The organism is Aurantibacter sp. UH7 (genome assembly GCF_056839165.1).
This window is the reverse complement of sequence record NZ_CM166388.1, coordinates 462975-485147: the sequence shown is the minus strand read 5'-3', so window position 1 is coordinate 485147 and position 22173 is coordinate 462975. Positions and strand designations below refer to the sequence as shown.

Below are 22173 nucleotides of genomic sequence, written 5' to 3'. Positions count from 1 at the left end.
GTTTTCTGATTTTGATTTCTTTCTTGATGTTATTTTTTGGTTATATCACCAGACCCGGAGGTTTTAGTATCTACTTTTTCAGGATTGCCTTTATAATCAATGTCTCCAGAACCTGAAACACGAGCTTTAAGCATTTTGTTCGCTGTTACTTCTATATTCGCTGAACCAGAAACTGTAGCTTCTACATTATCGGCTATTAAATCGTAAGCGCCTATATCGCCACTACCGGAAATGCTAGCATTGAAATTACTTGTTGATCCACTTAAATTAATATCACCTGAGCCAGACATGGTAGTTGAAACATTTTCTGCCTCAATTTCTAATGTAATGTCACCCGAACCTGACATGGTAGTTTTAAAATTGGAAGATTTTAATTTTGTTTTACCTACAATATCACCCGAGCCAGAAAGCGTTACGGCATCTATGCTCTCAACAGGTACGGTAATATGAAGACCATCTTTCCAACTAGAAGGACTCAAATTATATCCTTTTTCCACTTTGATATTAAGCTGACCATTTTTAACTTCAGTAATAATATGTTCTAATAAATTTGATTCACCACTTATTGATATTTCGCCTTCTTTGCCAGAAACCAAATCAACATCAAAAAAGCCTGAAACCGCGACTCTATCATAATCGTCTACCGACCTTTCAATTGTTGTTTTATTACCATTTCCTTTTACTTTTTTTCCCCATTGTGCAGTACATGAAATACTACAAAGTACAATTAAACTTAATGTTGCTAAATTTTTCATTTTTCTGATTATTTAATATTGATTGATGATTATTTTTTGTGAAATGTTATACTGCCATATTCACTACTGATGGAAATATTATTACCGCTATTTTGCTCACCATGATATCCTTTATAGTATTTTGATGTGGATTTTTCGTTACTAATATTGATTTCAAGCTCGTCATTTCCATTAAATCCTCCATATTCTAAGTCCAGTTCAAAATCGAAATTGTAAGCTGGATTATAACCCATTTTTATACCCGTATAATCGCTATCAATTACTAATTTTCCTGCATCGGCTGCCATTTCTTCTATTTTAATTTGGCCGTAATCAGCTCGTATTTCAACATTGCCATGTATAGTTCCCAGACGTACATTAAAATAGTCTCCATTACCCGATATATTATTTGCCTTATTTACTTCGAGCTTTCCATAGTCACAATTATATTTCAGATTTTTCATCTCCTTAAAGGTGGCGTTTGTGTAATCAGCATCAAGAATGATATCATTAGTTTTTTCTAATGTAAAACCAGAATAATCAGCTTCAATAGACCCGCTATTCATGTATTCAATAGTAGAATTGGAAGTGTAATCGAAATTTAGTTCGTTGTTTCTACCCCGTAATTCGCCAATTTCTAATCGACCATAATCACAATTGATTTTTGCATGACCATCTACACGGTCTAGAATAATACTTCCATAGTCATTATTTAAGTGAACGCTATTTTTAACAGGCAGTTTTATGGTGTAGTTTACTTGCATATTTACATTGTTATTACTCCAATTCCAGCCCCAGCTACTACCTTTACTGCCGAATATCGTTCTTGCAGAAACTAAGTTGCTACTGTTTTCAAAATCAACATTAATTTCTTCTAGCTTGCGTTGAACTTTATCTTCGTTATTTCCACTGGTTTTAATATGTACTTCAATAAGTACTCTATCCTCATTCCATGAGGTGATATTCAAATTTCCGTAGCTATTTTTAATTTTTAAAAGTGCATCAAAATTCACGTCAAATTCTTTTTTGATCGTTTTTTCTTTAGTGTATTTTCCTTTTAATTCATGGTCATTAGCAGAAAGCACCATTGGCAGAGCTAAAATTAGCAAGACTATGTAATTATGTAGTTCTTTTTTCATTTGTATTGTAATTTATATTTTTTGGGAATTTGTCATTTTATGCTTTTTATTTAAAGTATAAATTGACCAGTGTTTTCTTCAAAATTATTTAGTGTTTTTATTGCCTCAATTTGGTTCATGACTTCTTCTAGAAGGTCTATTCTTGTTTGAAAATTAGTAATCATAGCGCTTAGAATTAGTTTGCTATTACCGCCTTCGAGTAATTCGTTTTCTAGATTTTTATAATTTGATTCTAGCTTTTTAAGCTGAACCATGGTGTCTGAGATTATTTTTTTTGTCTCTGGCGTACTACTACTTTCGAGTTCTTTTACTTGTTCTTCTATTAAATTGGCAAAATAGAATTGTGTGTTTGCTGCTTCTGGTGAAATTTCTGCAACTTTCTCTTCTATGGTAGTAGTAGAATTGAAGTAGCCAAAACTTAACATGAAAATCACCATTATTGAGGCAGCAATCGATAGCGGCTTCCACCAATTAAACTTCTTTGTCTTGTTTTCAACTACTTTGGTGTCTCCCTTCAATTTTTCTAGAAACCGAAGCTCGTGACTAGCTGCTGGTTCTTCGGTGTCGAAGTGGCCTTGCAATTCATTGAAAATATTTTCTAATTTATTGTCTTGCATATTTATGCGCTTAAAATTTTCTTTCTTAGGCTTTCTTTTGCCCTTGATATTGTTGTTCTACAATTAGCGTAACTAATGTTCATTATTTCACTAATCTCCTCATAATCATATCCTTCTATTAAATGTAAGGTCAAAGAAATTCTGTAATTGTCTTTTAATTGTTTCATGGTCTTCATCACTTTTTGAGCCTTTTGTTCAGAAAACACATGATCCGAAACTATTCCATCATTATCTTCAACCTTGTACATTACATTATCAAATGATACTTCGTTCTTTTTTTGGTGTTTTCTGTAGTAATAAATGCTATTATTAACTACAATTCGTTTCAACCAAGCACCGAAAGCAACGTCACCCTTAAAAGTGTGCAATTTTGTAAATGCACTCAAGAATGATTCTTGCATAATATCTTCGGCTTCAGCTGTGTCTTTTACGATACGCAATGCCGCATTATACATTGCTTTGTAATAGCGATTGTATATTTCTAATTGTGCGGATTGGTTACCTTTAAGACATAACTGTAACAGTTTGTCTGTATGTTCAATACTTTGGCTCAAAAAGGTTGTTATTTGTATTAAAGATTATCGAATTTAATGATTGTTACACTTATCTAATTATTTTTTGGGAGGATGCCGAAATTAGGGGCGCATTTGTCGAATATGGCTGTTTTAATTACGGAATATGGCATTTTTTCACTTCCTTGGCTTATGGCACAACAATTGTCTTAATTTATAAAGATTCAAGTTTCAAAAACGGTAAATCTTTAGCCGCATTGAAGTTTGGCCTATATTACGAGAAAAGAACATATAATAACATCGTTGATCAAAATGACAGATTGACGCACTATATTGATTATGGCAAGAACAAAATTCATAAATATTGACAATGTGTCGTTACAGCATATTGAAAGCGAAGCAGAATTAATTCCATTATTGACGCCTGAGGATGAAGAGGAAATGAATAATGAATCATTGCCCGAAACCTTACCGATATTGCCTTTGCGTAATACAGTATTGTTTCCAGGAGTAGTGATTCCGATAACTGCTGGTCGAGATAAATCCATTAATTTAATTAAAGACGCAAATAGCGGGTCTAAAGTAATTGGAGTGGTTTCTCAAAAAGATGAAGAGACTGAGAATCCAAAAATTAAGGATATTAATACTTTAGGTACAGTAGCTCAGATTCTTAGAGTTTTAAAAATGCCTGATGGCAATACAACTGTAATTATACAGGGTAAAAAGCGATTTGAAGTTGCTGAAGTCTTAACAGAAGATCCTTATATCACTGCTACTATTCGCGAAACTACAGAAGAGCGCGAAGGGCAGGATACTCAAGAGTTTTTAGCTATTATCGATTCTATTAAAGAGCTAGCTCTTCGCATTATTAAGGATAATCCGAATATACCTAGTGAAGCTTCATTTGCAATAAAGAACATACAAAGCAATTCATTTTTAATAAACTTCGTTTCTTCAAACCTTAATTTGGCGGTTAAAGAGAAACAAGAGTTGTTAGAAATAGGTAACTTAAAAGAGCGTGCATTAGCTACATTAAAATATATGAATGTTGAAATGCAGCGATTGGAGTTACGCAACGATATTCAGTTAAAAGTTCGGAATGACCTAGATCAGCAACAACGTGAGTATTTTCTACATCAACAAATGAAAACTATTCAAGAAGAATTGGGTGGTGTTTCTAATGATGAGGAGATAGACGAAATGCGAAAATTAGCTAAGTCTAAAAAATGGACTAAAGCTGTAGGTGATCATTTTAATAAAGAACTTGCAAAAATGCAACGTATGAATCCGCAAGTTGCGGAATACTCGATACAAAGAAATTACCTCGATTTATTTATTGGCTTGCCTTGGAATGAATTCTCTAAAGATAAGTTCGATTTAAAGAGAGCACAAAAAATATTAGACCGTGATCACTATGGTTTAGAAGATGTAAAACGTAGGATTATTGAATACCTAGCTGTTTTAAAGCTTCGAAATGATATGAAATCTCCAATTTTATGTCTTTATGGTCCTCCGGGCGTTGGTAAAACATCCCTTGGTAAGTCCGTTGCCGAAGCATTAGGTAGAGAATATGTGCGCATGTCTTTAGGTGGTTTGCGTGATGAAGCTGAGATACGAGGACATCGTAAAACTTATATTGGCGCCATGCCTGGGCGTATTATTCAGAGTTTAAAGAAAGCCGGAACATCAAATCCCGTATTCATTTTAGATGAAATTGATAAACTTTCGAATAGCCATCAGGGAGATCCTTCATCGGCAATGTTAGAGGTATTAGATCCTGAGCAGAATAGTGAGTTTTATGACAATTTCTTAGAAATGGGTTATGATCTTTCAAAGATTATGTTCATAGCTACTGCAAATAACCTATCGACTATACAGCCTGCTTTACGGGACCGTATGGAAATAATTAATGTTTCGGGTTATACTATTGAGGAGAAAGTAGAAATAGCAAAGCGTCATTTACTGCCTAAGCAATTAACTGAGCATGGAATGACTGCAAAGGATTTAAAAATTGGTAAACCGCAACTAGAAAAAATAGTGGAAGGTTATACCCGTGAATCTGGTGTTCGTAACTTGGAAAAGCAAATTGCAAAAATGGTGCGATATGCAGCAAAATCTATAGCTACAGAAGAAAAGTACGATATTAAAGTTTCTAATGCTGATATTGAAAAAGTATTAGGCCCTGCGAGATTAGAAAGAGATAAATATGAGAACAATGATGTTGCTGGTGTTGTAACAGGCTTGGCTTGGACAAGTGTAGGTGGTGATATTCTTTTTATAGAGTCTATATTATCTAAAGGGAAAGGCATCCTTAATATAACCGGAAACCTTGGTAAGGTGATGAAAGAATCAGCAACCATCGCTATGGAATATATTAAGTCTAACTGTGATAGATTTGGTATCAACTCTGAGGTTTTTGATAAGTACAATGTGCACATTCATGTCCCAGAAGGTGCGACCCCAAAAGATGGGCCAAGTGCAGGTATTACAATGCTCACATCTTTAGTTTCTCTTTTCACTCAAAAAAGAATCAAAAGTAGCTTGGCGATGACAGGAGAAATTACTTTGCGTGGCAAAGTATTACCTGTTGGAGGTATTAAAGAGAAAATTCTAGCTGCAAAAAGAGCAAGGATTAAAGAGATAATCTTGTGTAAAGATAATGAGAAAGATATTTTAGAAATTAAACAAGACTATTTAAAAGGATTAAAATTTCATTATGTTACTAATATGCATGAGGTTATTGATATTGCTATTACCGACAAGAAGGTGGTAAATCCGAAGAAATTATAAATATTTTAAATTGAGTTTAGATACAAGAGTATTATTTTAATCTATTCTAACTATTTTTGAAGTATGTGTAAAATCACCATAGCAATTGACGGTTATTCGTCTACTGGAAAAAGCACTGTTGCAAAACATTTGGCCAAAGATTTGGGCTATGTATATGTGGATACAGGTGCAATGTATAGGGCAGTTACGTTGTACGCTCTGAGAAAAGGTTATTTCGGAGAATCGGTGAAAAATGTCGATGCTTTAGTAAATGACTTGCCACAAATAAATCTAAAATTCGTTTTTAATGAAAGTTTGGGTTATTCAGAAATTTATTTGAATGATGAGAACGTTGAAAAGGAAATTAGAACCTTAGCGGTTTCAGCTTATGTAAGCCCAGTTGCCGAAATTCAGGCTGTTCGAGTTAAGCTTGTTGAAATACAACAAGAAATTGGTAAGGAAAAAGGGATTGTTATGGATGGCCGCGATATTGGCACCGTAGTTTTTCCGGATGCAGAAATGAAAGTTTTTATGACAGCATCGCCACAAGCTCGTGCAACAAGACGGTATAAAGAATTATTAGATAGGGGAGAGCAGGTAACATATCAAGAAGTATTAGAAAATGTAGAATCGAGAGATTATATAGATTCGAATAGAGAATTTTCTCCGTTGCGAAAAGCAGATAATGCTATTGAGTTTGATAATAGTGATATTGGGCTACAGGATCAATTTGAACGCTTGCACGGTTATGCCTTACGATTAATTGAAGAACGCAGAAAATCGTAAATAGTAAGATTTTTGAACATTAAAGGAATAAAAAAAGGGATGCATCTGCATCCCTTTTGTATTTCAATAAACCTACTACTTATAGGTTAGGAATTACTAAAACTTGATCTGGATGAATTACATCTGGATTTTTCAATATTCCTGTGTTTGCAGCGAAAATCTCTTTATATTTCATAGCATCACCATAGTAATGCTTTGCAATTTTACTTAAAGATTCACCGCCTTTAACCGTATGTCTTGCGTATACTGAAGTATCTTCAACCGTGATATTGGCTTTAATGTCAGAAGGACTGTCTCCACCAAGTTCCTTGATTTTGTCCCACATAAGGTTTTTCTCATACTGAGTGTTGGCAACCCCCTTTATTTTTAGAACACCACCTTCTTCAGTAACAGCACCATCTTTTACTCCTAATTGCTCCCCAAGGGTTAATACCCCTTGATATTTTGCTTTTACGCTCATTTTTCTATTTTAATGGTTAATAATATACTTGTAAAAATAGTAATTATTATAATAAAAATGGGGTGTTCGGTTAAAATACCCCATATTTATTGCTACTATTAGATGTATTGTTGGTTAAAATAATAATTTAATTGTATTTTTGCACTCCTTTTTTGACGGCAGTATAAAGAGTGAAAAAGGAATATTTAAAAAATAAACGTATAACAACTTCTGTGATAGTCGTTTAGCTCTTTAATAAACACAGAATACAAATTTAATCTTCAAATGGCTGAAGAAAAAGCAACTACCCCGGTAGAAGAAACCGAAGTGGTAAAACAAGAAGAAAAAGTGGCAGCTCCTGTCCAAGATCCAAAAGAATTTTTAGAAAGTTTTGACTGGGAAAAATACGAACAAGGAATTGAGCGTGTTGAAGACTCAAAATTGCAAGAATTTGAAAAATTAGTAGCAGAGAATTTTGTTGATACTGCAGATGAAGAAGTAGTTACCGGTACAGTAGTTTATTTAACTGAACGTGAGGCTATTATTGATATTAACGCTAAATCTGAAGGTGTAATTTCATTAAACGAATTTCGTTACAATCCTGATTTAAAGGTTGGTGACAAAGTTGAAGTTCTTATAGATATACGCGAAGATAAAAGTGGACAATTAGTATTGTCGCACAGAAAAGCGCGTACCATCATGGCATGGGATCGTGTAAACAAAGCGCATGACAATGAAGAAATTGTTAGTGGTTTTGTTAAATGTCGTACTAAAGGTGGTATGATTGTCGATGTATTCGGTATTGAAGCATTCTTACCAGGTTCTCAAATCGATGTTAAACCAATACGCGATTACGATCAGTATGTTGGGAAGAATATGGAATTTAAAGTGGTTAAAATTAATCACGAATTCAAAAACGTTGTTGTTTCGCATAAAGCACTTATTGAGGCTGATATCGAAGAACAGAAGAAAGAAATCATTAGCCAATTAGAAAAAGGACAAGTACTAGAAGGTGTTGTTAAAAACATTACTTCTTATGGTGTGTTTATTGATCTTGGTGGTGTAGATGGTTTAGTTCACATTACTGACCTTTCTTGGTCTAGAATTAACCACCCGAACGAGGTTGTTGAGCTTGATCAGAAATTAAACGTTGTTATTTTAGACTTTGATGAAAACAAATCTAGAATTCAATTAGGTATGAAGCAATTAGAGAAGCATCCTTGGGAAGCTTTATCTGACGAGATTAAAATCGGAGATAAAGTTAAAGGTAAGGTTGTTGTTATTGCTGATTACGGTGCTTTCATTGAAGTAGTTGAAGGTGTTGAAGGATTAATTCACGTTTCTGAAATGTCATGGTCTACACATTTACGATCTGCACAAGATTTTGTAAAAGTAGGTGATGAAGTTGAAGCTGTAGTGTTAACTTTAGATAGAGAAGATCGTAAAATGTCTCTTGGTATCAAGCAATTGACTCCAGATCCATGGACTGATATTACTTCTAAATACCCAGTTGGCTCACGTCATAAAGGTATCGTTAGAAACTTTACCAACTTCGGTGTTTTTGTTGAAATGGAAGAAGGAATTGATGGTCTAATCTATATCTCAGATTTATCTTGGACTAAGAAAATTAAGCATCCATCAGAATTTGTGAATGTTGGTGATACTATTGATATTGAGGTGTTGGAGTTAGATGTTGAAGGCCGTAAGTTAAGCTTAGGACATAAACAAACTACTGAAAACCCTTGGGATAAATATGAAACTGAATTTGCTTTGGGTTCTGTACATAAAGCAACAATAGCTGATATTGTTGATAAAGGTGCTACTATTGAGTTTAATGAAGATATTACTGCTTTTGTACCACAACGCCATTTAGAAAAAGAAGATGGTAAGAAATTAGGTAAAGGTGAAGAAGCTGAATTTAAAATCATTGAATTCAATAAAGACTTCAAGAGAGTTGTTGCAAGTCATACCGCTATCTTTAAAGAAGAAGAAGTGCGTAATGTAAAAGCAGCACAGAAAAGAGCTAGTAAAGCTGCTGATGAGGCTAAGCCTACTTTAGGTGATGCTAATGATGCTTTACAAGCGTTGAAAGATAAAATGGAAGCAAACGATAAATAATTTGTTTACTATATTTTATATAGAAGCCCTGATAGAAATATCAGGGCTTTTTTTTGTTGTAAATTCTCCAAGGCTTTCCGTCTTAATTTCATATTTTTGTTAAGCTTAAAGCATCGGCCAATAAAGATATGAGTCAAAAAGTACTGCTCTCTTCTAAAGAAATTCAAATCATACTTCACCGTTTGGCCTGTCAGTTGCTTGAAAATCATTTAGATTTTAGTGAAACAGTTTTAATTGGTTTGCAGCCAAGAGGTATTTACTTGGCAGAACGATTGACTAAATTGCTAAAGGAAGAATATAAAGTAAAGCATATTGATCTAGGTTCTCTAGACATCACATTTTATCGCGATGATTTTAGAAGAGGTGAGAAACCTTTGGAAGCCAACAAAACAAATATCAATTTTTTAGTAGAAGATAAAAAGGTAGTACTTATAGACGACGTATTATACACAGGTAGAAGTATTAGAGCAGCATTAACTGCGATACAGTCTTTTGGTAGGCCAGCTGAAATAGAGTTATTGACACTTATTGATAGAAGATTTAGTAGACACTTGCCAATTCAACCAAATTATAGAGGTAGACAAGTAGATGCTATTAACAACGAGAAAGTAAAAGTTCTCTGGAAAGAAAACGATGGTAAAGACATCATTTATTTGATAAATAAATAAGAATGAGCGAATTAAGTGTAAAACACTTACTAGGAATTAAATATCTCAACAAAGGTGATATTCAACTCATTTTTGAAACTGCTGATCATTTTAAAGAAGTAATTAATCGTTCTATTAAGAAAGTACCTTCCTTACGAGATATAACTATTGCAAATATCTTTTTTGAAAATAGTACACGTACAAAGCTTTCTTTTGAATTAGCTGAAAAGCGTTTGTCTGCAGATGTTATTAATTTTTCTGCAGGACAATCATCAGTTAAAAAAGGAGAGACCTTAATTGATACGGTAAACAATATTCTATCGATGAAGGTAGATATGGTTGTAATGAGACATCCGAACCCTGGAGCAGGTATTTTTCTATCAAAACATGTAAATGCAGCAATCGTAAATGCAGGTGACGGTGCCCACGAACATCCAACACAAGCGTTGCTAGATTCGTATTCTATTCGGGAGCGTTTTGGACAAGTTGCTGGAAAAAACATTGTAATTGTTGGTGATATTCTGCATTCACGTGTGGCATTGTCGAACATATTTGCGTTAAAATTACAAGGTGCCAATGTAAAAGTATGCGGTCCAAAAACGCTTATGCCTAAGCATATTGAAAGCTTGGGAGTAACTGTAGAAACTGATTTAAGAAAAGCACTCGAATGGTGCGATGTGGCCAATATGTTACGTGTACAGAACGAACGTATGGATATGAGTTATTTTCCAACCACAAGAGAATATGCACAACAATTTGGTGTAAATAAGGCTTTGCTAAATAGTTTAGATAAAGAGATTACAATTATGCACCCTGGTCCAATAAATAGAGGGGTAGAAATAACCAGTGACGTTGCAGATTCAGATCAAAGTATTATCTTGAATCAAGTTGAGAACGGAGTAGCTATTCGTATGGCAGTAATTTATTTGTTAGCTTCCAAAATAAAATAAAACAATATGATATTTGATAAAAAAGGCAACACTACTACGGTGTTTCAGGAGAATATTTCATTGGCTGAGTTTTTGAAAAACTTGAAAGAGGCTTATCCAAAAATAAAAGATGACCATTTAATTATTAATCTTTTTACTTTTTCTGCTTTAACAGCAGACGATATTTTAGAATTCTTGCAAATTTCGAATGAACATCGCGCTTTAAATAAATCATTTGTGCTGGTTACTGCCAAAGTAAGTTATGATGATGCTCCTGAAGAAATTTCTTTAGTGCCAACGATACGAGAAGCACACGATTTTATAGAAATGGAAGAAATCGAAAGGGACCTCGATTTATGAATTTGACTATTCTAGGTTGTTATGCTGCAACACCGAGAACACTTACAAATCCGACTTCTCAAGTTTTAGAAATTAAAAACCACATGTTTTTAATTGATTGTGGCGAAGGAACGCAAGTTCAATTACGCAAGCATAAAATTAAGTTTTCGCGGATCAATCATATTTTTATTTCGCATTTACACGGAGATCATTTTTTTGGGTTACCCGGATTAATTTCTACTTTTCGACTATTAGGAAGAGATAAAGAAATGCATATTTATGGTCCTAAAGGAATTAAAGAAGCAATTACATTATTACTTAAATTAGGAGATTCATGGACAAATTATTTATTGATTTTCCATGAACTATCATCCAAAGAAAGTGAAGTTATTTACGAAGACGATAAAGTAACAGTTGAAACAATTCCATTAAACCATAGAGTATACACCAATGGCTTTCTGTTTAAAGAAAAAGTGGGTGAACGAAAATTAAATATTGATGTTGTTGCCCAATATAAAATTGACAAAGCTTATTATCATAATATAAAAAAAGGAAAAAATATCATCTTAGACGATGGTCGTGAAATAGATAATAAGTTGTTGACCTTTGATCCCCCAGCGGCTAAAAGCTATGCCTTCTGTAGTGATACAGCTTATAAACCGGACATAGTGGCGCAAATTAAAAATGTTGATACCTTATATCATGAATCAACATTTTTGGAGTCAGAACAACACTTAACAGATAGAACGAAACATGCTACGGCTAAAGAAGCTGCTACAATAGCCAAAGATGCCAATGTTAAGAAACTTATTTTAGGACATTATTCTACGCGATATAAATCGATTCAACTTTTTAAAGAAGAGGCAATTACAGTTTTTAAAAATGTTGAATTGGCAGATGATGGTAAGGCCTTTGAGCTTTAAGTAATTACACGCAACGAAATCATAAAAAGCACATCTAGTATAAAACGGATTTTATGTTGAAGAATATTAAATTTTTGGGTTTTATACTGACTCTATTTTTATTTTCGTGTGGAAGTGAGATTATTGAAGACGAAGAGGAATATTCAAGTACAGATATTATAGGGAAATGGAGTCGAACTGACCAAGTGCCAAGCGGCGGACTTGGAGAAGATTATAGATATTTTGATATGGTCTTTACCTATACTTTTAATTCCGATGCTTCCTATTCCAATACTATTGATTTCTATGGGTTTAAAGATGAAAATCCTGATGAGATTATTGGACAATCTGAAACTTTAGGAACTTTTGAGGTAAAAGGAGATAGTATTTTTATCAAATTAGAGTCGAATACATCATGGGAAAATAGTTTCATGCCAGAGCCGAAAACTATACAGTATGAAGAGAGTGAGGGCTACGGAACTAGATACGATATAAAAAATAAAACTTTGACGCTGTATTATCTTTCATATCCTGCCGATGCTCCTGTGCCAATACAAATGAGTTATCAGAAAATTGATTGATTTGTTAATTCTCTAATTTTAAAATAAGATAATTTATAAGACCTCAAGGTTGTAAAAACCATTGAGGTCTTGTTTTTTTTAAAGAACTTTACATATCTTGTTTATAGATTAATTATCATGGAAAAAGACCTAAGCAATTATAGAAGATCTTATGAAAAAAGTGCATTAACAGAAGATGTAATTTCTGAAAATCCTATGCAACTTTTTCAAACGTGGTTTTACGAGGTTGAGAACTCTGAGAGTAGCGAAGAGCATAATGCAATGACAGTTTCTACTATTGGACTAGATGGCTTCCCTAAAAATAGGGTAGTGCTTTTAAAAAAATATACAGAAGAAGGTTTTATTTTTTATACTAATTATGAAAGTGAAAAAGGTAAGGCCATTGAGCAAAATCCAAATGTTTGTTTATCCTTTTTCTGGTCGGTATTAGAACGTCAGATAATCGTAAAGGGTAAGGCTGAAAAAATTGGTCAAAACCTATCTGATGGGTATTTTGAATCGCGCCCAGACGGAAGTAAATTAGGTGCAATAGTTTCGGATCAAAGTAAAGTTATTCCTTCTCGAGAATATTTAGAGGATAAACTTAAGGATTTAGAGCATGAATTAAATGGGAAAGATATTCAACGACCAGATTATTGGGGTGGTTATATTGTAAAACCAATTTCCATGGAGTTTTGGCAAGGTCGACCCAATAGATTGCATGATCGTATTCGATATTCTTTGCAAGAAGATTTTAATTGGACTATTGAGCGATTAGCGCCATAGTGAATAGCATTAAATATGAAAAAGTTAATTCTTGTACGACACAGCAAATCTTCATGGGAATATTCTGTTAGTGATAAGGACCGTCCACTTTTAGAACGTGGTATAAACGATGCGATATTAGTTAGTGATAAAATTGCTGAACAAGCTATTAAAATCGATGCCGTATACTCGAGTCCAGCGAATAGGGCACTTCACACCTGTGCTATATTTTTGCGTCAGTTATATCTGCCTTTTAATAAATTGGAAGTGCTTAATGAACTTTATGATTTTTCAGGTAATGAAGTTCTAAATGTTCTAAAAAATTTGAATAACGATATTAATTCAGTACTAATTTTTGGACATAATCATGCTTTCACTCATATTGCCAATTCTTTAGGAAATAGCTATATTGACAACGTTCCAACTGCTGGACTAGTGGAATTAAATTTTAATATTGATACGTGGTCTCAAATAGCAAAAGGAACAACTGAACAAACTATTTTTCCGAAACAACTTAGAGAATGAATAAAGTAAAGAGCAAATATATAAATAGAGAAATAAGCTGGTTACGTTTTAATGAAAGAGTACTTCAAGAAAGTGCTGATAATAATGTGCCGCTTATCGAAAGACTACGCTTTTTAGGAATATTTTCTAATAATCTCGATGAGTTTTTTAAAGTACGATATGCTACGGTAAAACGAATTTTTGATGCGGGGAAGAGTGGTAAAAGTGTTTTGGGTGGTGATACAGCGAAAGATTTACTTGAAGAAATCACCAAGATAGTTATTCAGCAGCAATCTCAGAGTTTAGAAATTTTAAAAGACATTGAAGATGAATTAGAACAGCAGGATATTTTTATACTTCAAGAAAATGAATTAAGTGAAAGTCAGCAAGTTTTCGTTAAAGATTATTTTATAAAAAATGTGAGCCCTCGTTTAATGACTATCATTTTGGATGAGGTAACTCAATTTCCTATGCTAAAGGATACTGCGGCATATTTAGCAGTGAAAATGGTAATGGTTAATGCAGAGAGTGAAAGTAAACATAAAGAAATCCAATATGCCCTAATAGAAATATCTAAAGGCATAGAGCGCTTTGTGGAACTTCCACATGAAAATGGAAAAAGCTACATTATAATGCTCGATGATTTAATTAGATATTGCCTTAGACATATTTTTAATATGTTTAACTACGAATCAATATCTGCGCATATGATAAAGATTACTAGAGATGCTGAACTTGATATTGATAATGATTTAAGTAAAAGTTTTATTGAAAAGATTTCATCAAGTGTAGAACACCGCAAAATCAGTGATCCTGTTCGTTTTGTTTACGATAAAAGTATAGGAAATGACACACTTAGATTTTTGAAAGAAAAAATGGCCATTGAAGACGCCGATAGTGTAATACCCGGTGGTCGATATCATAATAAATGTGATTATATGGGCTTTCCAAGTCTCGGTAGAACAGATTTGTTATATGATAAAATAACGCCATTACCTGTTGTTGGGCTAAACTGGGAAGGTAGTTTGTTAGAGAAAATAGCGGAAAAGGATTATTTGCAATACACGCCTTACCATACTTTCGCTTACGTACTAAAGTTTTTAAGAGAAGCAGCTCTTGACCCAAAAGTGCGTACGATAAAATTGACGGTTTATCGCTTGGCAAATAATTCTCAAGTAGCTACTGCGCTTATCAATGCTGCGAAAAATGGTAAAAACGTAACTGTACAAATAGAACTTCAAGCAAGATTCGATGAACAAGCAAATATTGAATACGCTGAGCAATTACAAGCGGAAGGTGTAAAATTAATTTTTGGAGTTCCAGGCTTAAAAGTGCATAGTAAAATATGTATTATTGAGCGAGAAGAGCCACAAGGCTTAAAGCGTTATGGATTTATAAGTACGGGTAACTTTAATGAATCTACCGCAAAAATTTATACCGATTATACTTTGTTTACTGCTAATACTCCGATTTTAAAAGAGCTTAATAAGGTTTTTGATTTCTTTGAAACAACTTACAAAATAAAAAAGTTTAAACACTTAATCGTATCACCACATTACACAGAACGAAAATTTAAAAAATTAATAAATCAAGAAATCGCAAATGCTAAGGCTGGTAAGGAAGCATTCATCAAAATAAAGATGAATAGTTTTACTTCTTATAAAATGATTGATAAGTTGTATGAGGCCAGCCAGGCTGGTGTGAAAATTCAATTAATTATTAGGGGTATTTGCTGTCTAATTCCGGGTATTGAAGGATTGAGTGAAAATATTGAGGCTATTAGCATTGTAGATAAGTTTCTTGAACATCCAAGATTATTCATTTTCTGTAATGATGGCGATACGCAAATGTATATTTCATCGGCTGATTTTATGACTCGAAATATAGAAAATAGGGTAGAAGTAGGTTGTCCAATTTATGATGAGGATATTAAGAAAGAACTTTTAGATACTTTTGAAATTGCTTGGAGTGATAATGTCAAAGCTCGTGTATTTAATGAAGCTCAAGATAATGCATATCGTAAAAATGATAAGCCAAAAGTGCGTTCTCAATTTGCTACATACGAGTACTATCTAGCTAAAACAGATAGTGTTCTATAAAAGTTTATCCATGTATAGTTTCGGAAGTTCCTAAATTTTTCATAATCTCAGCCTCGTACTTTAGTAAGTCTTGCCATTTCTGATTCACTTCTTCTAGATCACCATATTGGCGTGCAAATTTTAAGAACATTGTGTAATGGCTTGCTTCACTTACCATTAGTTTATGGTAAAAATCCGCTAGCTCCTTATCTTCTAATTGCTCCGATAACAGTCGGAATCTTTCGCAGCTGCGTGCTTCTATTAATCCTGCATAGAGCAATCGATGGACTAATTGTGTGGTCCTACTTCCACCTTTTGGAAAAAATTTTATTAGTTGTATTACATACTCATCTTTACGGTCTCTTCCTAATTTTTCGCCACGTGCTAAAATACGATCATGAACCATTTTAAAATGACCCATTTCTTCTCTAGAAAGTGCTATCATTTCTTCAATTAATTCAGAGTATTCCGGGAAACTTACAATGAGTGAAATAGCTGTACTTGCCGCCTTTTGCTCACAATAGGCATGGTCTGTAAGTATTTCGGCAATGTTTTTTTCAACAATATTTACCCATCTAGGATCGGTAGGAAGTTTTAAACCAAGCATAAAATATAAATTTTATCAAAAGTACTGGTATTGAAAAATGTTTCAAAACTTTATATTTGTTAGATGAAATCATTTGCAAAGATATTCGCCTGGACATATGGAATTTTAAGTGTTGTATCTGCTGTATTGCAGTATAACGACCCGGATCCATTATTATGGATTGTAATTTATGCAATAAGTGCACTGGTTTCTTTTGGAGTGGCTTTAAACAAAGTATCATTTGTGGTGCCACTTATATGTGGCATACTGGGAGTTTTAGGAGCAATTTATGTATACCCTGAAACCTTTGAGGGGTTTGAAATTGGTAAAGGTGATATTAAAAATATTGAAGAGGGTAGAGAGGCATTTGGATTAATTATTATGTCTGTAGCAATGTTCTTTTTTGCTTGGTACCGCAAAAGAAGTTTATAGGTCTAAATCGAAAGTTTTGCGGAGAAGGTCAATAGCAGGATTCTTTTCGCGTAGCTTTTCATATTTTTCTTCAGGTGTAAATGCAAATTTTTTGGCTACAGCTTCATTGACTGTTATATTTAGTGAAATCTCGTAATTATTAAGTTTTTGTTTTAAGTACTCCATCAACTCAAATTGTTCACGTTCAATTTCAGTTTTCATGGTAGAGTTTGGCAATTCTATCCAGAGTTTATTATTATCTCTAAGTGAAGGAATATCAGAATTAAGGTTTGAGGCTAATATTTTTTGACCTTTTGCTTCAATCTTGTTTACAAAATCTGCCCAATGTTGCCGCATTTCTTCCTCTGTAAATGGATCTTTTGGAAGATCTGCGGGATTTATGCGAACTTCTTTTTTATTGAGGGCGTGTTCTTTTTTAGCTCTTAAGCTAGAAATTGAAAGTCCGGAAACCTTCTTTGCAGGCTTATTAATATTGATTTTTTTGACACTTGGTTTCGTCAAAATCTCGGTATTAATTGCAGCAGCTGGTTCCGCTATATCAGAAATTGATTCTTCTTTTTCTGGTGCAGCGGTTGTAACTATTTCCTCTGGTAATGGTGTACTAACTTTTTCCGATACAACAGTAATAGGTGTTGCTTGTCTTTCCGGTGCTTTTGCTATGGGTTTTCTAGTGTGATTAAAGAAAGAAGCTGGTACTAACTCAATAGTCTTATTTGCTAATGCTATTGATTCAGGTTTTTTTTTTCACCCATATATTCTATGGATGCTAATTTCATTAATGCTAGTTCAACTAGTAGTCTTTGATTTTTACTACTTCGATATTTGAGGTCGCAGTCGTTAGCTATATCAATTGCCTTAAGGAGAAATTGACTCGATGTTTTTTTTGATTGTTCTTTATATTGCGCTTTTGCTGTTTCACCTACTTCTAAAAGTTCAATTGTTTGTTCGTGTTGGCAAACCATTAAATCTCTAAAATGTGAAGCTAGGCCAGATATAAAATGATGTCCATCAAAACCTAATGCTAATGTTTTATTGAAAAGCACCAATAAATCAGGAATCTTAGATGCTAGTATTAAATCTGTTGCTTCAAAATAAGTATCGTAATCAAGAACGTTTAAATTTTCGGTTACCGCTTTTCTTGTTAATTGTTTACCTGAAAAACTAACTACGCGATCAAAGATAGACAGCGCATCGCGCATAGCACCATCTGCCTTTTGAGCTATTATGTGCAAGGCGTCATCTTCGGCTTCAATTCCTTGATTTTCCGCAATGTATTTTAAGTATTCAGTGGCATCTTTTACTGTAATTCGCTTAAAATCAAATATTTGACATCTAGATAAGATTGTCGGTATTATTTTATGCTTTTCAGTTGTTGCTAAAATAAAAATGGCATGTTTAGGAGGTTCTTCTAATGTCTTTAAAAAGGCATTAAAAGCAGCCTGTGAAAGCATATGAACCTCATCTATAATATAGACTTTATATTTGCCTACTTGCGGTGGAATACGAACTTGATCCGTTAAATTACGAATATCATCAACCGAGTTGTTAGAAGCGGCATCCAACTCAAAAATATTGAATGCAAAATCTTCATTTTCACTTATCTGTCCATCTTGATTTATATTCTTTGCTAATATTCTGGCACAAGAAGTTTTACCAACACCTCTTGGACCTGTAAATAACAGTGCTTGAGCTAAATGGTTGTTTTCAATGGCATTCGTAAGCGTATTGGTAATAGCCTTTTGGCCCACAACATCTTTAAATGTTTGGGGACGGTATTTTCGAGCCGATACTACAAAAGGTTCCAAATCTTGACTTTAATTGATAAGTATACAAATATAAAAATCGCGAAGCTTTTATAGATTCTATTTGTCGATATTCGATGTTTACTTATCAACAATTGCGCTACCTTTGTACGCAGCAGGCCACCTTATCGCTATTCGCCTTGTGCGAATAGAGGAAAGTCCGGACACCATAGTGCAGTATAGCGGGTAACTCCCGTCATTGCGTCTTTGACGTAAGAGGACCAGTGCAACAGAAAGCAAGTACAGTTCGGCTGTAGTGAAACCAGGTAAACTCTATACGGTGCAACGTCACGTAAATCAGTGTTTGAGGGCTGCACGCCCGAACTGAAGGGTAGGCGGATTGAGTCTTAGAGTAATTTAAGACCGAGATAAATGATAAGGACTACACCTCGGTGTAGCACAGAATCCGGCTTATGGCCTGCTTTTATTTTATTAGTATGCATTATTACTTTTAAAACAACTTCCTAAACTTATTCGGAAGTTCTTTTTCAAAATATAGCCTATCATTGGTAATTGGGTGAATAAACTCTAACGAAAAGGCATGAAGATATAGTCCTTTTCCTTTTAAGATTTTGCCTTCAATTCCGTAGTCTACATCCCCTAAAATGGGATTTCCTATAGCTGCTAAATGCTTGCGTAATTGATGACGCCTTCCTGTTTGTGGTATTAGTTTCACCAAATTTAAATACTCAAAATTTTCCGATTCAATAGTTTGTAGTACCTCATAAGTAGATATTGCATGTTTACCGTCTATGGCTGTAGTAATGGTATCTTTTTTAATATTCATTACTCCGATTGTTATCGCATAATACGACTTGCTTATTTCCTTGTATTCAAAAAGTCTATTTAAAGCTGAAATTGAACTTGCTGTTTTACCAACCAGTAAAAGTCCGGAAGTAGGAAAGTCCAAACGATGGACTGGTTTTGGTTTGACTGCATCTGTTTGCGTGCTATTAGTAAGGTTTTGTGATAAGGCATTGAAAATGGTTTTAAAAGCATTTCCGCTGACTAGAATTCCTGGTGGTTTGTGTATTAAAGCAAGATAATCGTCTTCAAAAATCACTTCTAATAAAAGTGAGAATTCTCTTTTGTTATTGTTTTCATCAATTTGATGAAGCGTGATTGATTCACCACCTGATATTAGGGTAGCCGTAGTTGCTATCTTGGTGTTCACATAAATTACCTTTTTTTTGATTGCTTTTTTAAGTGCAGATTTGGTGGGAAGTGCATCAAAAATACTAACGCCATACTCTTGTAAGCGAATCGGGTGCTCTTGAACTTTTGCAATATGTGTTTCTCTAATAGTAGCCTTATTAAATAAACACATAATTATTTAAGCTTCGATAGTGTTTTCAAAGAAACTAAATACACTACCTCCATATTTCCGTTTATTACTGTAGTTTTCTAATTTGGATAAATCAGTATGGGAGGAATGCTCGATTATTAGTTGTCCATTTTCGAGTAATAATTCATTTTTAAAAACTAGTTTCACAATTCTTTCGAAATCTTCTAAGGCTATGGCATAAGGTGGATCAGCAAAGATTATGTTGTACTTTATATTTACTCTCGTTAAGTATTTAAAAACATCACTTTTTATCGCGTCAATAGAAAAATCAAGCTCACTCGTAGTTTTTTCAATAAATTTTACGCAATGTGCGTTGGCATCTACTGCGGTAATTTCTGTGGTACCACGAGAAGCGAACTCATAACTGATGTTTCCAGTGCCAGAAAACAAATCTAATACCGAACACTCATCAAAATAGTAGTTATTGTTAAGTATGTTAAATAGACCTTCTTTGGCCATGTCAGTTGTAGGGCGAGTAGGTAGCTTTTTTGGAGCCATTATTCGCTTACTTTTATATTTGCCAGAGATTATTCGCATTATAGTGAGCTTAAAACAGTAAAATCAATAGTCTCTAATTCCGAATCGTCGAGTTCAAAATTAAAAGTTGATTCTGAAGGATTAAATAGTGAAACGTCTCTTACGTATTGGGAACATAGGTTAAATAAGTCATCATTTTCTTCAATTGCGCCAAATAATTTTAACGTAATTTTTTCGGTATCTATTTTCAATTGTTCCAAAGTAAATAACAGATAATACATGAAATCTTCCTTAGTTACGTAATCGAAACTATTATACAACAGTAATTTCTTGTTTTCCATTATTGTTAGCTCTATCTGTGTTTCGGTAATATGAGCATAGCAAGCTGCATTTTTTGTTGTAGAATAATTATTCATCAGCGATTCGACTATAACAGTTGCGCTATGCTTATAGATAAAAGAACCAAACAGCTCGAAAATGTAATTGTTGATATTTACAAAAGGCACATAAACATTGCACATTTCATAATTTTCAAGCTCATCGAAAACAACATGATCGTTAGCTAATATTTTAGCATTGAATTTCAAATAATTTGCTAATTCGTTTTCGTCAAAAAGTGATTTCGGTACAAAGCTGAAAAGATTGTTTCGGTGGATTATAATAATATCGGCAAACGTTTTATTAGCAATATCATGTTTCTCACAAATAGCCTTCAGTTCTTTTTGAACGGCGTAGGGGGTAAGCTCTTTTTGAAAGACGATGTTTTCGGATGTAAGGACACTATTTGTAATACTGTCCCATATGCAAAAAGAAAGTCCATTCAAGCTAACTTGAATGGACAGTTTATGAAATTTTTCTATTGTATTATTGATTTTTCTTAGCGTCATAAATTTGAGGCCAGTTACCACTGTTACTAACTTCATTCATTGATCCAACTTTTATTTCGCTACCGTTAATTTCCTCAACACTAATTTCAGAATTTTCTTTAGCTACTAGATCACTAGGTTGGTCATATAATACTACACTTTTAGCGACTTTAGCTTCGAAAACGGGAGCTTTGTATCCGCCTTTATCTACAATTGCAGCTTTCATTTCAAATTTTTCTCCATTCTGAGCACCTGGTACATTCATCATATTTTTGTAACGGTTGTCCGCCTTAAACAATGAATCTTTAACAGATACTCTTCCTAATGTGTCAACTATTATAGTATCAACTGGCATATCAATCTGAAAAGCCTTATTGTATCTTAAGAAAGAAGAATCTCTTTGTTGTGTTATAGTATAATTGCCAGTATCTACGAAGCTAATTAGTGATTTGAAATCTTTAGCATATTTCTTATTCACTGTTTTATAGGCCTCTTGTGCATCGCGAATATCTTTTAAACTTGATACTACTTTAGCAAAACGTTCTTGCTTTACTTTTTTGAACTGGATAGGTCCAGTAACTGAATTGTAAATCATGTAACCGAAAAAGATACAAGCAATCCAAAGTACAATCTGTATTATAGTCTTCATTTTCTATAAGTATTATTTCATTTAGTGGTTAACACAAATCTACAATTTTTTTGCAAACCGCCTAATTTTTTGGCATCGATTTTAAACTTGTTTTATTAGCCTTAAAACCTAATGTTAGTAATGCTTGGCAATATAAGGTATCGAAATTAATAAGTAATTGAAATACGTATTAAATCAG

At 33.7% G+C, this 22173-nt stretch carries 22 protein-coding genes, 1 other RNA gene and 1 pseudogene; 13 read left to right on the top strand and 11 right to left on the bottom strand.

Annotated elements, in window-relative coordinates; genetic code table 11:
* Positions 1-29 precede the first annotated feature (29 nt).
* From UH7x_RS02000 to UH7x_RS01985, 4 genes are read right to left on the bottom strand one after another with little or no spacing between them, the layout of a single operon-like run.
* Complete coding sequence (locus UH7x_RS02000) at positions 30-755, bottom strand: head GIN domain-containing protein (protein ID WP_482362052.1); 726 nt, start codon at positions 753-755, stop codon at positions 30-32.
* Positions 756-784: 29 nt separating this feature from the next.
* Complete coding sequence (locus UH7x_RS01995; protein ID WP_482362051.1) at positions 785-1873, bottom strand: hypothetical protein; 1089 nt, start codon at positions 1871-1873, stop codon at positions 785-787.
* Between the two features lie 50 nt (positions 1874-1923).
* Complete coding sequence (locus UH7x_RS01990; protein WP_482362050.1) at positions 1924-2490, bottom strand: hypothetical protein; 567 nt, start codon at positions 2488-2490, stop codon at positions 1924-1926.
* A 2-nt stretch (positions 2491-2492) separates the two neighbouring features.
* Positions 2493-3044 carry an RNA polymerase sigma factor gene (locus UH7x_RS01985; protein ID WP_482362049.1) on the bottom strand — a complete coding sequence of 184 codons (552 nt, stop codon included), beginning with the start codon at positions 3042-3044 and terminating at the stop codon, positions 2493-2495.
* A 297-nt stretch (positions 3045-3341) separates the two neighbouring features.
* Between UH7x_RS01985 and lon the strand changes: the two genes are divergently transcribed.
* Positions 3342-5792 carry an endopeptidase La gene (gene lon, locus UH7x_RS01980; protein WP_482362048.1) on the top strand — a complete coding sequence of 817 codons (2451 nt, stop codon included), beginning with the start codon at positions 3342-3344 and terminating at the stop codon, positions 5790-5792.
* Positions 5793-5855: 63 nt separating this feature from the next.
* Positions 5856-6557, top strand: coding sequence for a (d)CMP kinase (cmk, locus tag UH7x_RS01975; RefSeq protein WP_482362047.1), 702 nt, complete (start codon positions 5856-5858; stop codon positions 6555-6557).
* A 79-nt stretch (positions 6558-6636) separates the two neighbouring features.
* Here cmk and UH7x_RS01970 read toward each other — a convergent pair whose 3' ends face one another.
* Positions 6637-7017, bottom strand: coding sequence for a LysM peptidoglycan-binding domain-containing protein (locus UH7x_RS01970; RefSeq protein WP_348151816.1), 381 nt, complete (start codon positions 7015-7017; stop codon positions 6637-6639).
* 264 nt (positions 7018-7281) lie between these two features.
* Here UH7x_RS01970 and rpsA point away from each other — a divergent pair, with 264 nt between their 5' ends.
* The 9 genes from rpsA (at position 7282) to ppk1 (ending at position 15859) form a co-directional block, all read left to right on the top strand.
* Complete coding sequence (gene rpsA, locus UH7x_RS01965) at positions 7282-9114, top strand: 30S ribosomal protein S1 (RefSeq protein WP_482362046.1); 1833 nt, start codon at positions 7282-7284, stop codon at positions 9112-9114.
* 128 nt (positions 9115-9242) lie between these two features.
* Positions 9243-9782, top strand: a complete 540-nt coding sequence (gene pyrR, locus UH7x_RS01960; protein WP_482362045.1) for a bifunctional pyr operon transcriptional regulator/uracil phosphoribosyltransferase PyrR — start codon at positions 9243-9245, stop codon at positions 9780-9782.
* Between the two features lie 2 nt (positions 9783-9784).
* Positions 9785-10711, top strand: a complete 927-nt coding sequence (locus UH7x_RS01955; RefSeq protein WP_482362044.1) for an aspartate carbamoyltransferase catalytic subunit — start codon at positions 9785-9787, stop codon at positions 10709-10711.
* A gap of 6 nt (positions 10712-10717) precedes the next feature.
* Positions 10718-11050, top strand: a complete 333-nt coding sequence (locus UH7x_RS01950; protein WP_482362043.1) for a ribonuclease Z — start codon at positions 10718-10720, stop codon at positions 11048-11050.
* The gene (locus UH7x_RS01945; RefSeq protein ID WP_482362042.1) at positions 11047-11952 is read left to right on the top strand and encodes a ribonuclease Z; all 906 of its coding nucleotides are present in this window, start codon (positions 11047-11049) and stop codon (positions 11950-11952) included. The genes UH7x_RS01950 and UH7x_RS01945 overlap by 4 nt, the downstream gene beginning before the upstream one ends.
* 53 nt (positions 11953-12005) lie before the next feature.
* Complete coding sequence (locus UH7x_RS01940) at positions 12006-12512, top strand: hypothetical protein (RefSeq protein ID WP_482362041.1); 507 nt, start codon at positions 12006-12008, stop codon at positions 12510-12512.
* Positions 12513-12629: 117 nt separating this feature from the next.
* On the top strand, positions 12630-13277 hold the full coding sequence (gene pdxH, locus UH7x_RS01935) for a pyridoxamine 5'-phosphate oxidase (protein ID WP_482362040.1): 648 nt from the start codon (positions 12630-12632) through the stop codon (positions 13275-13277).
* A 15-nt stretch (positions 13278-13292) separates the two neighbouring features.
* On the top strand, positions 13293-13781 hold the full coding sequence (locus UH7x_RS01930; RefSeq protein WP_482362039.1) for a SixA phosphatase family protein: 489 nt from the start codon (positions 13293-13295) through the stop codon (positions 13779-13781).
* Entirely contained in the window at positions 13778-15859 is a 2082-nt protein-coding gene (ppk1, locus tag UH7x_RS01925) for a polyphosphate kinase 1 (RefSeq protein WP_482362038.1), read from the top strand. Before UH7x_RS01930 ends, ppk1 begins: the two co-directional genes overlap by 4 nt.
* A 4-nt stretch (positions 15860-15863) precedes the next feature.
* Here ppk1 and UH7x_RS01920 read toward each other — a convergent pair whose 3' ends face one another.
* The gene (locus tag UH7x_RS01920) at positions 15864-16445 is read right to left on the bottom strand and encodes a MiaE family protein (RefSeq protein WP_482362037.1); all 582 of its coding nucleotides are present in this window, start codon (positions 16443-16445) and stop codon (positions 15864-15866) included.
* Positions 16446-16508: 63 nt separating this feature from the next.
* Between UH7x_RS01920 and UH7x_RS01915 the strand changes: the two genes are divergently transcribed.
* Positions 16509-16856, top strand: a complete 348-nt coding sequence (locus UH7x_RS01915; protein ID WP_482362036.1) for a transmembrane 220 family protein — start codon at positions 16509-16511, stop codon at positions 16854-16856.
* Here the strand turns inward: UH7x_RS01915 and UH7x_RS01910 are convergent.
* Positions 16851-18661: pseudogene (locus UH7x_RS01910) on the bottom strand (DNA polymerase III subunit gamma/tau). The gene UH7x_RS01915 and the pseudogene UH7x_RS01910 overlap by 6 nt on opposite strands.
* A 109-nt stretch (positions 18662-18770) precedes the next feature.
* Between UH7x_RS01910 and rnpB the strand changes: the two are divergent.
* Positions 18771-19087: RNase P RNA component class A (gene rnpB, locus UH7x_RS01905), an RNA gene on the top strand.
* A 22-nt stretch (positions 19088-19109) separates the two neighbouring features.
* On the opposite strand, the gene UH7x_RS01900 is transcribed toward rnpB, so the two are convergent.
* Genes UH7x_RS01900 through UH7x_RS01885 form a run of 4 tightly spaced genes read right to left on the bottom strand, consistent with a single transcriptional unit; the run spans position 19110 to position 21995 of the window.
* Positions 19110-19985, bottom strand: a complete 876-nt coding sequence (locus UH7x_RS01900) for an RluA family pseudouridine synthase (RefSeq protein WP_482362035.1) — start codon at positions 19983-19985, stop codon at positions 19110-19112.
* 6 nt (positions 19986-19991) lie between these two features.
* Entirely contained in the window at positions 19992-20540 is a 549-nt protein-coding gene (locus UH7x_RS01895; RefSeq protein ID WP_482362034.1) for an RsmD family RNA methyltransferase, read from the bottom strand.
* A complete protein-coding gene (locus UH7x_RS01890; protein ID WP_482362033.1) occupies positions 20540-21367 on the bottom strand; it encodes a DUF3822 family protein in 828 nt (275 codons plus the stop codon). Before UH7x_RS01890 ends, UH7x_RS01895 begins: the two co-directional genes overlap by 1 nt.
* Positions 21345-21995, bottom strand: a complete 651-nt coding sequence (locus UH7x_RS01885; RefSeq protein WP_482362032.1) for a hypothetical protein — start codon at positions 21993-21995, stop codon at positions 21345-21347. The genes UH7x_RS01890 and UH7x_RS01885 overlap by 23 nt, the downstream gene beginning before the upstream one ends.
* Positions 21996-22173: the final 178 nt, after the last annotated feature.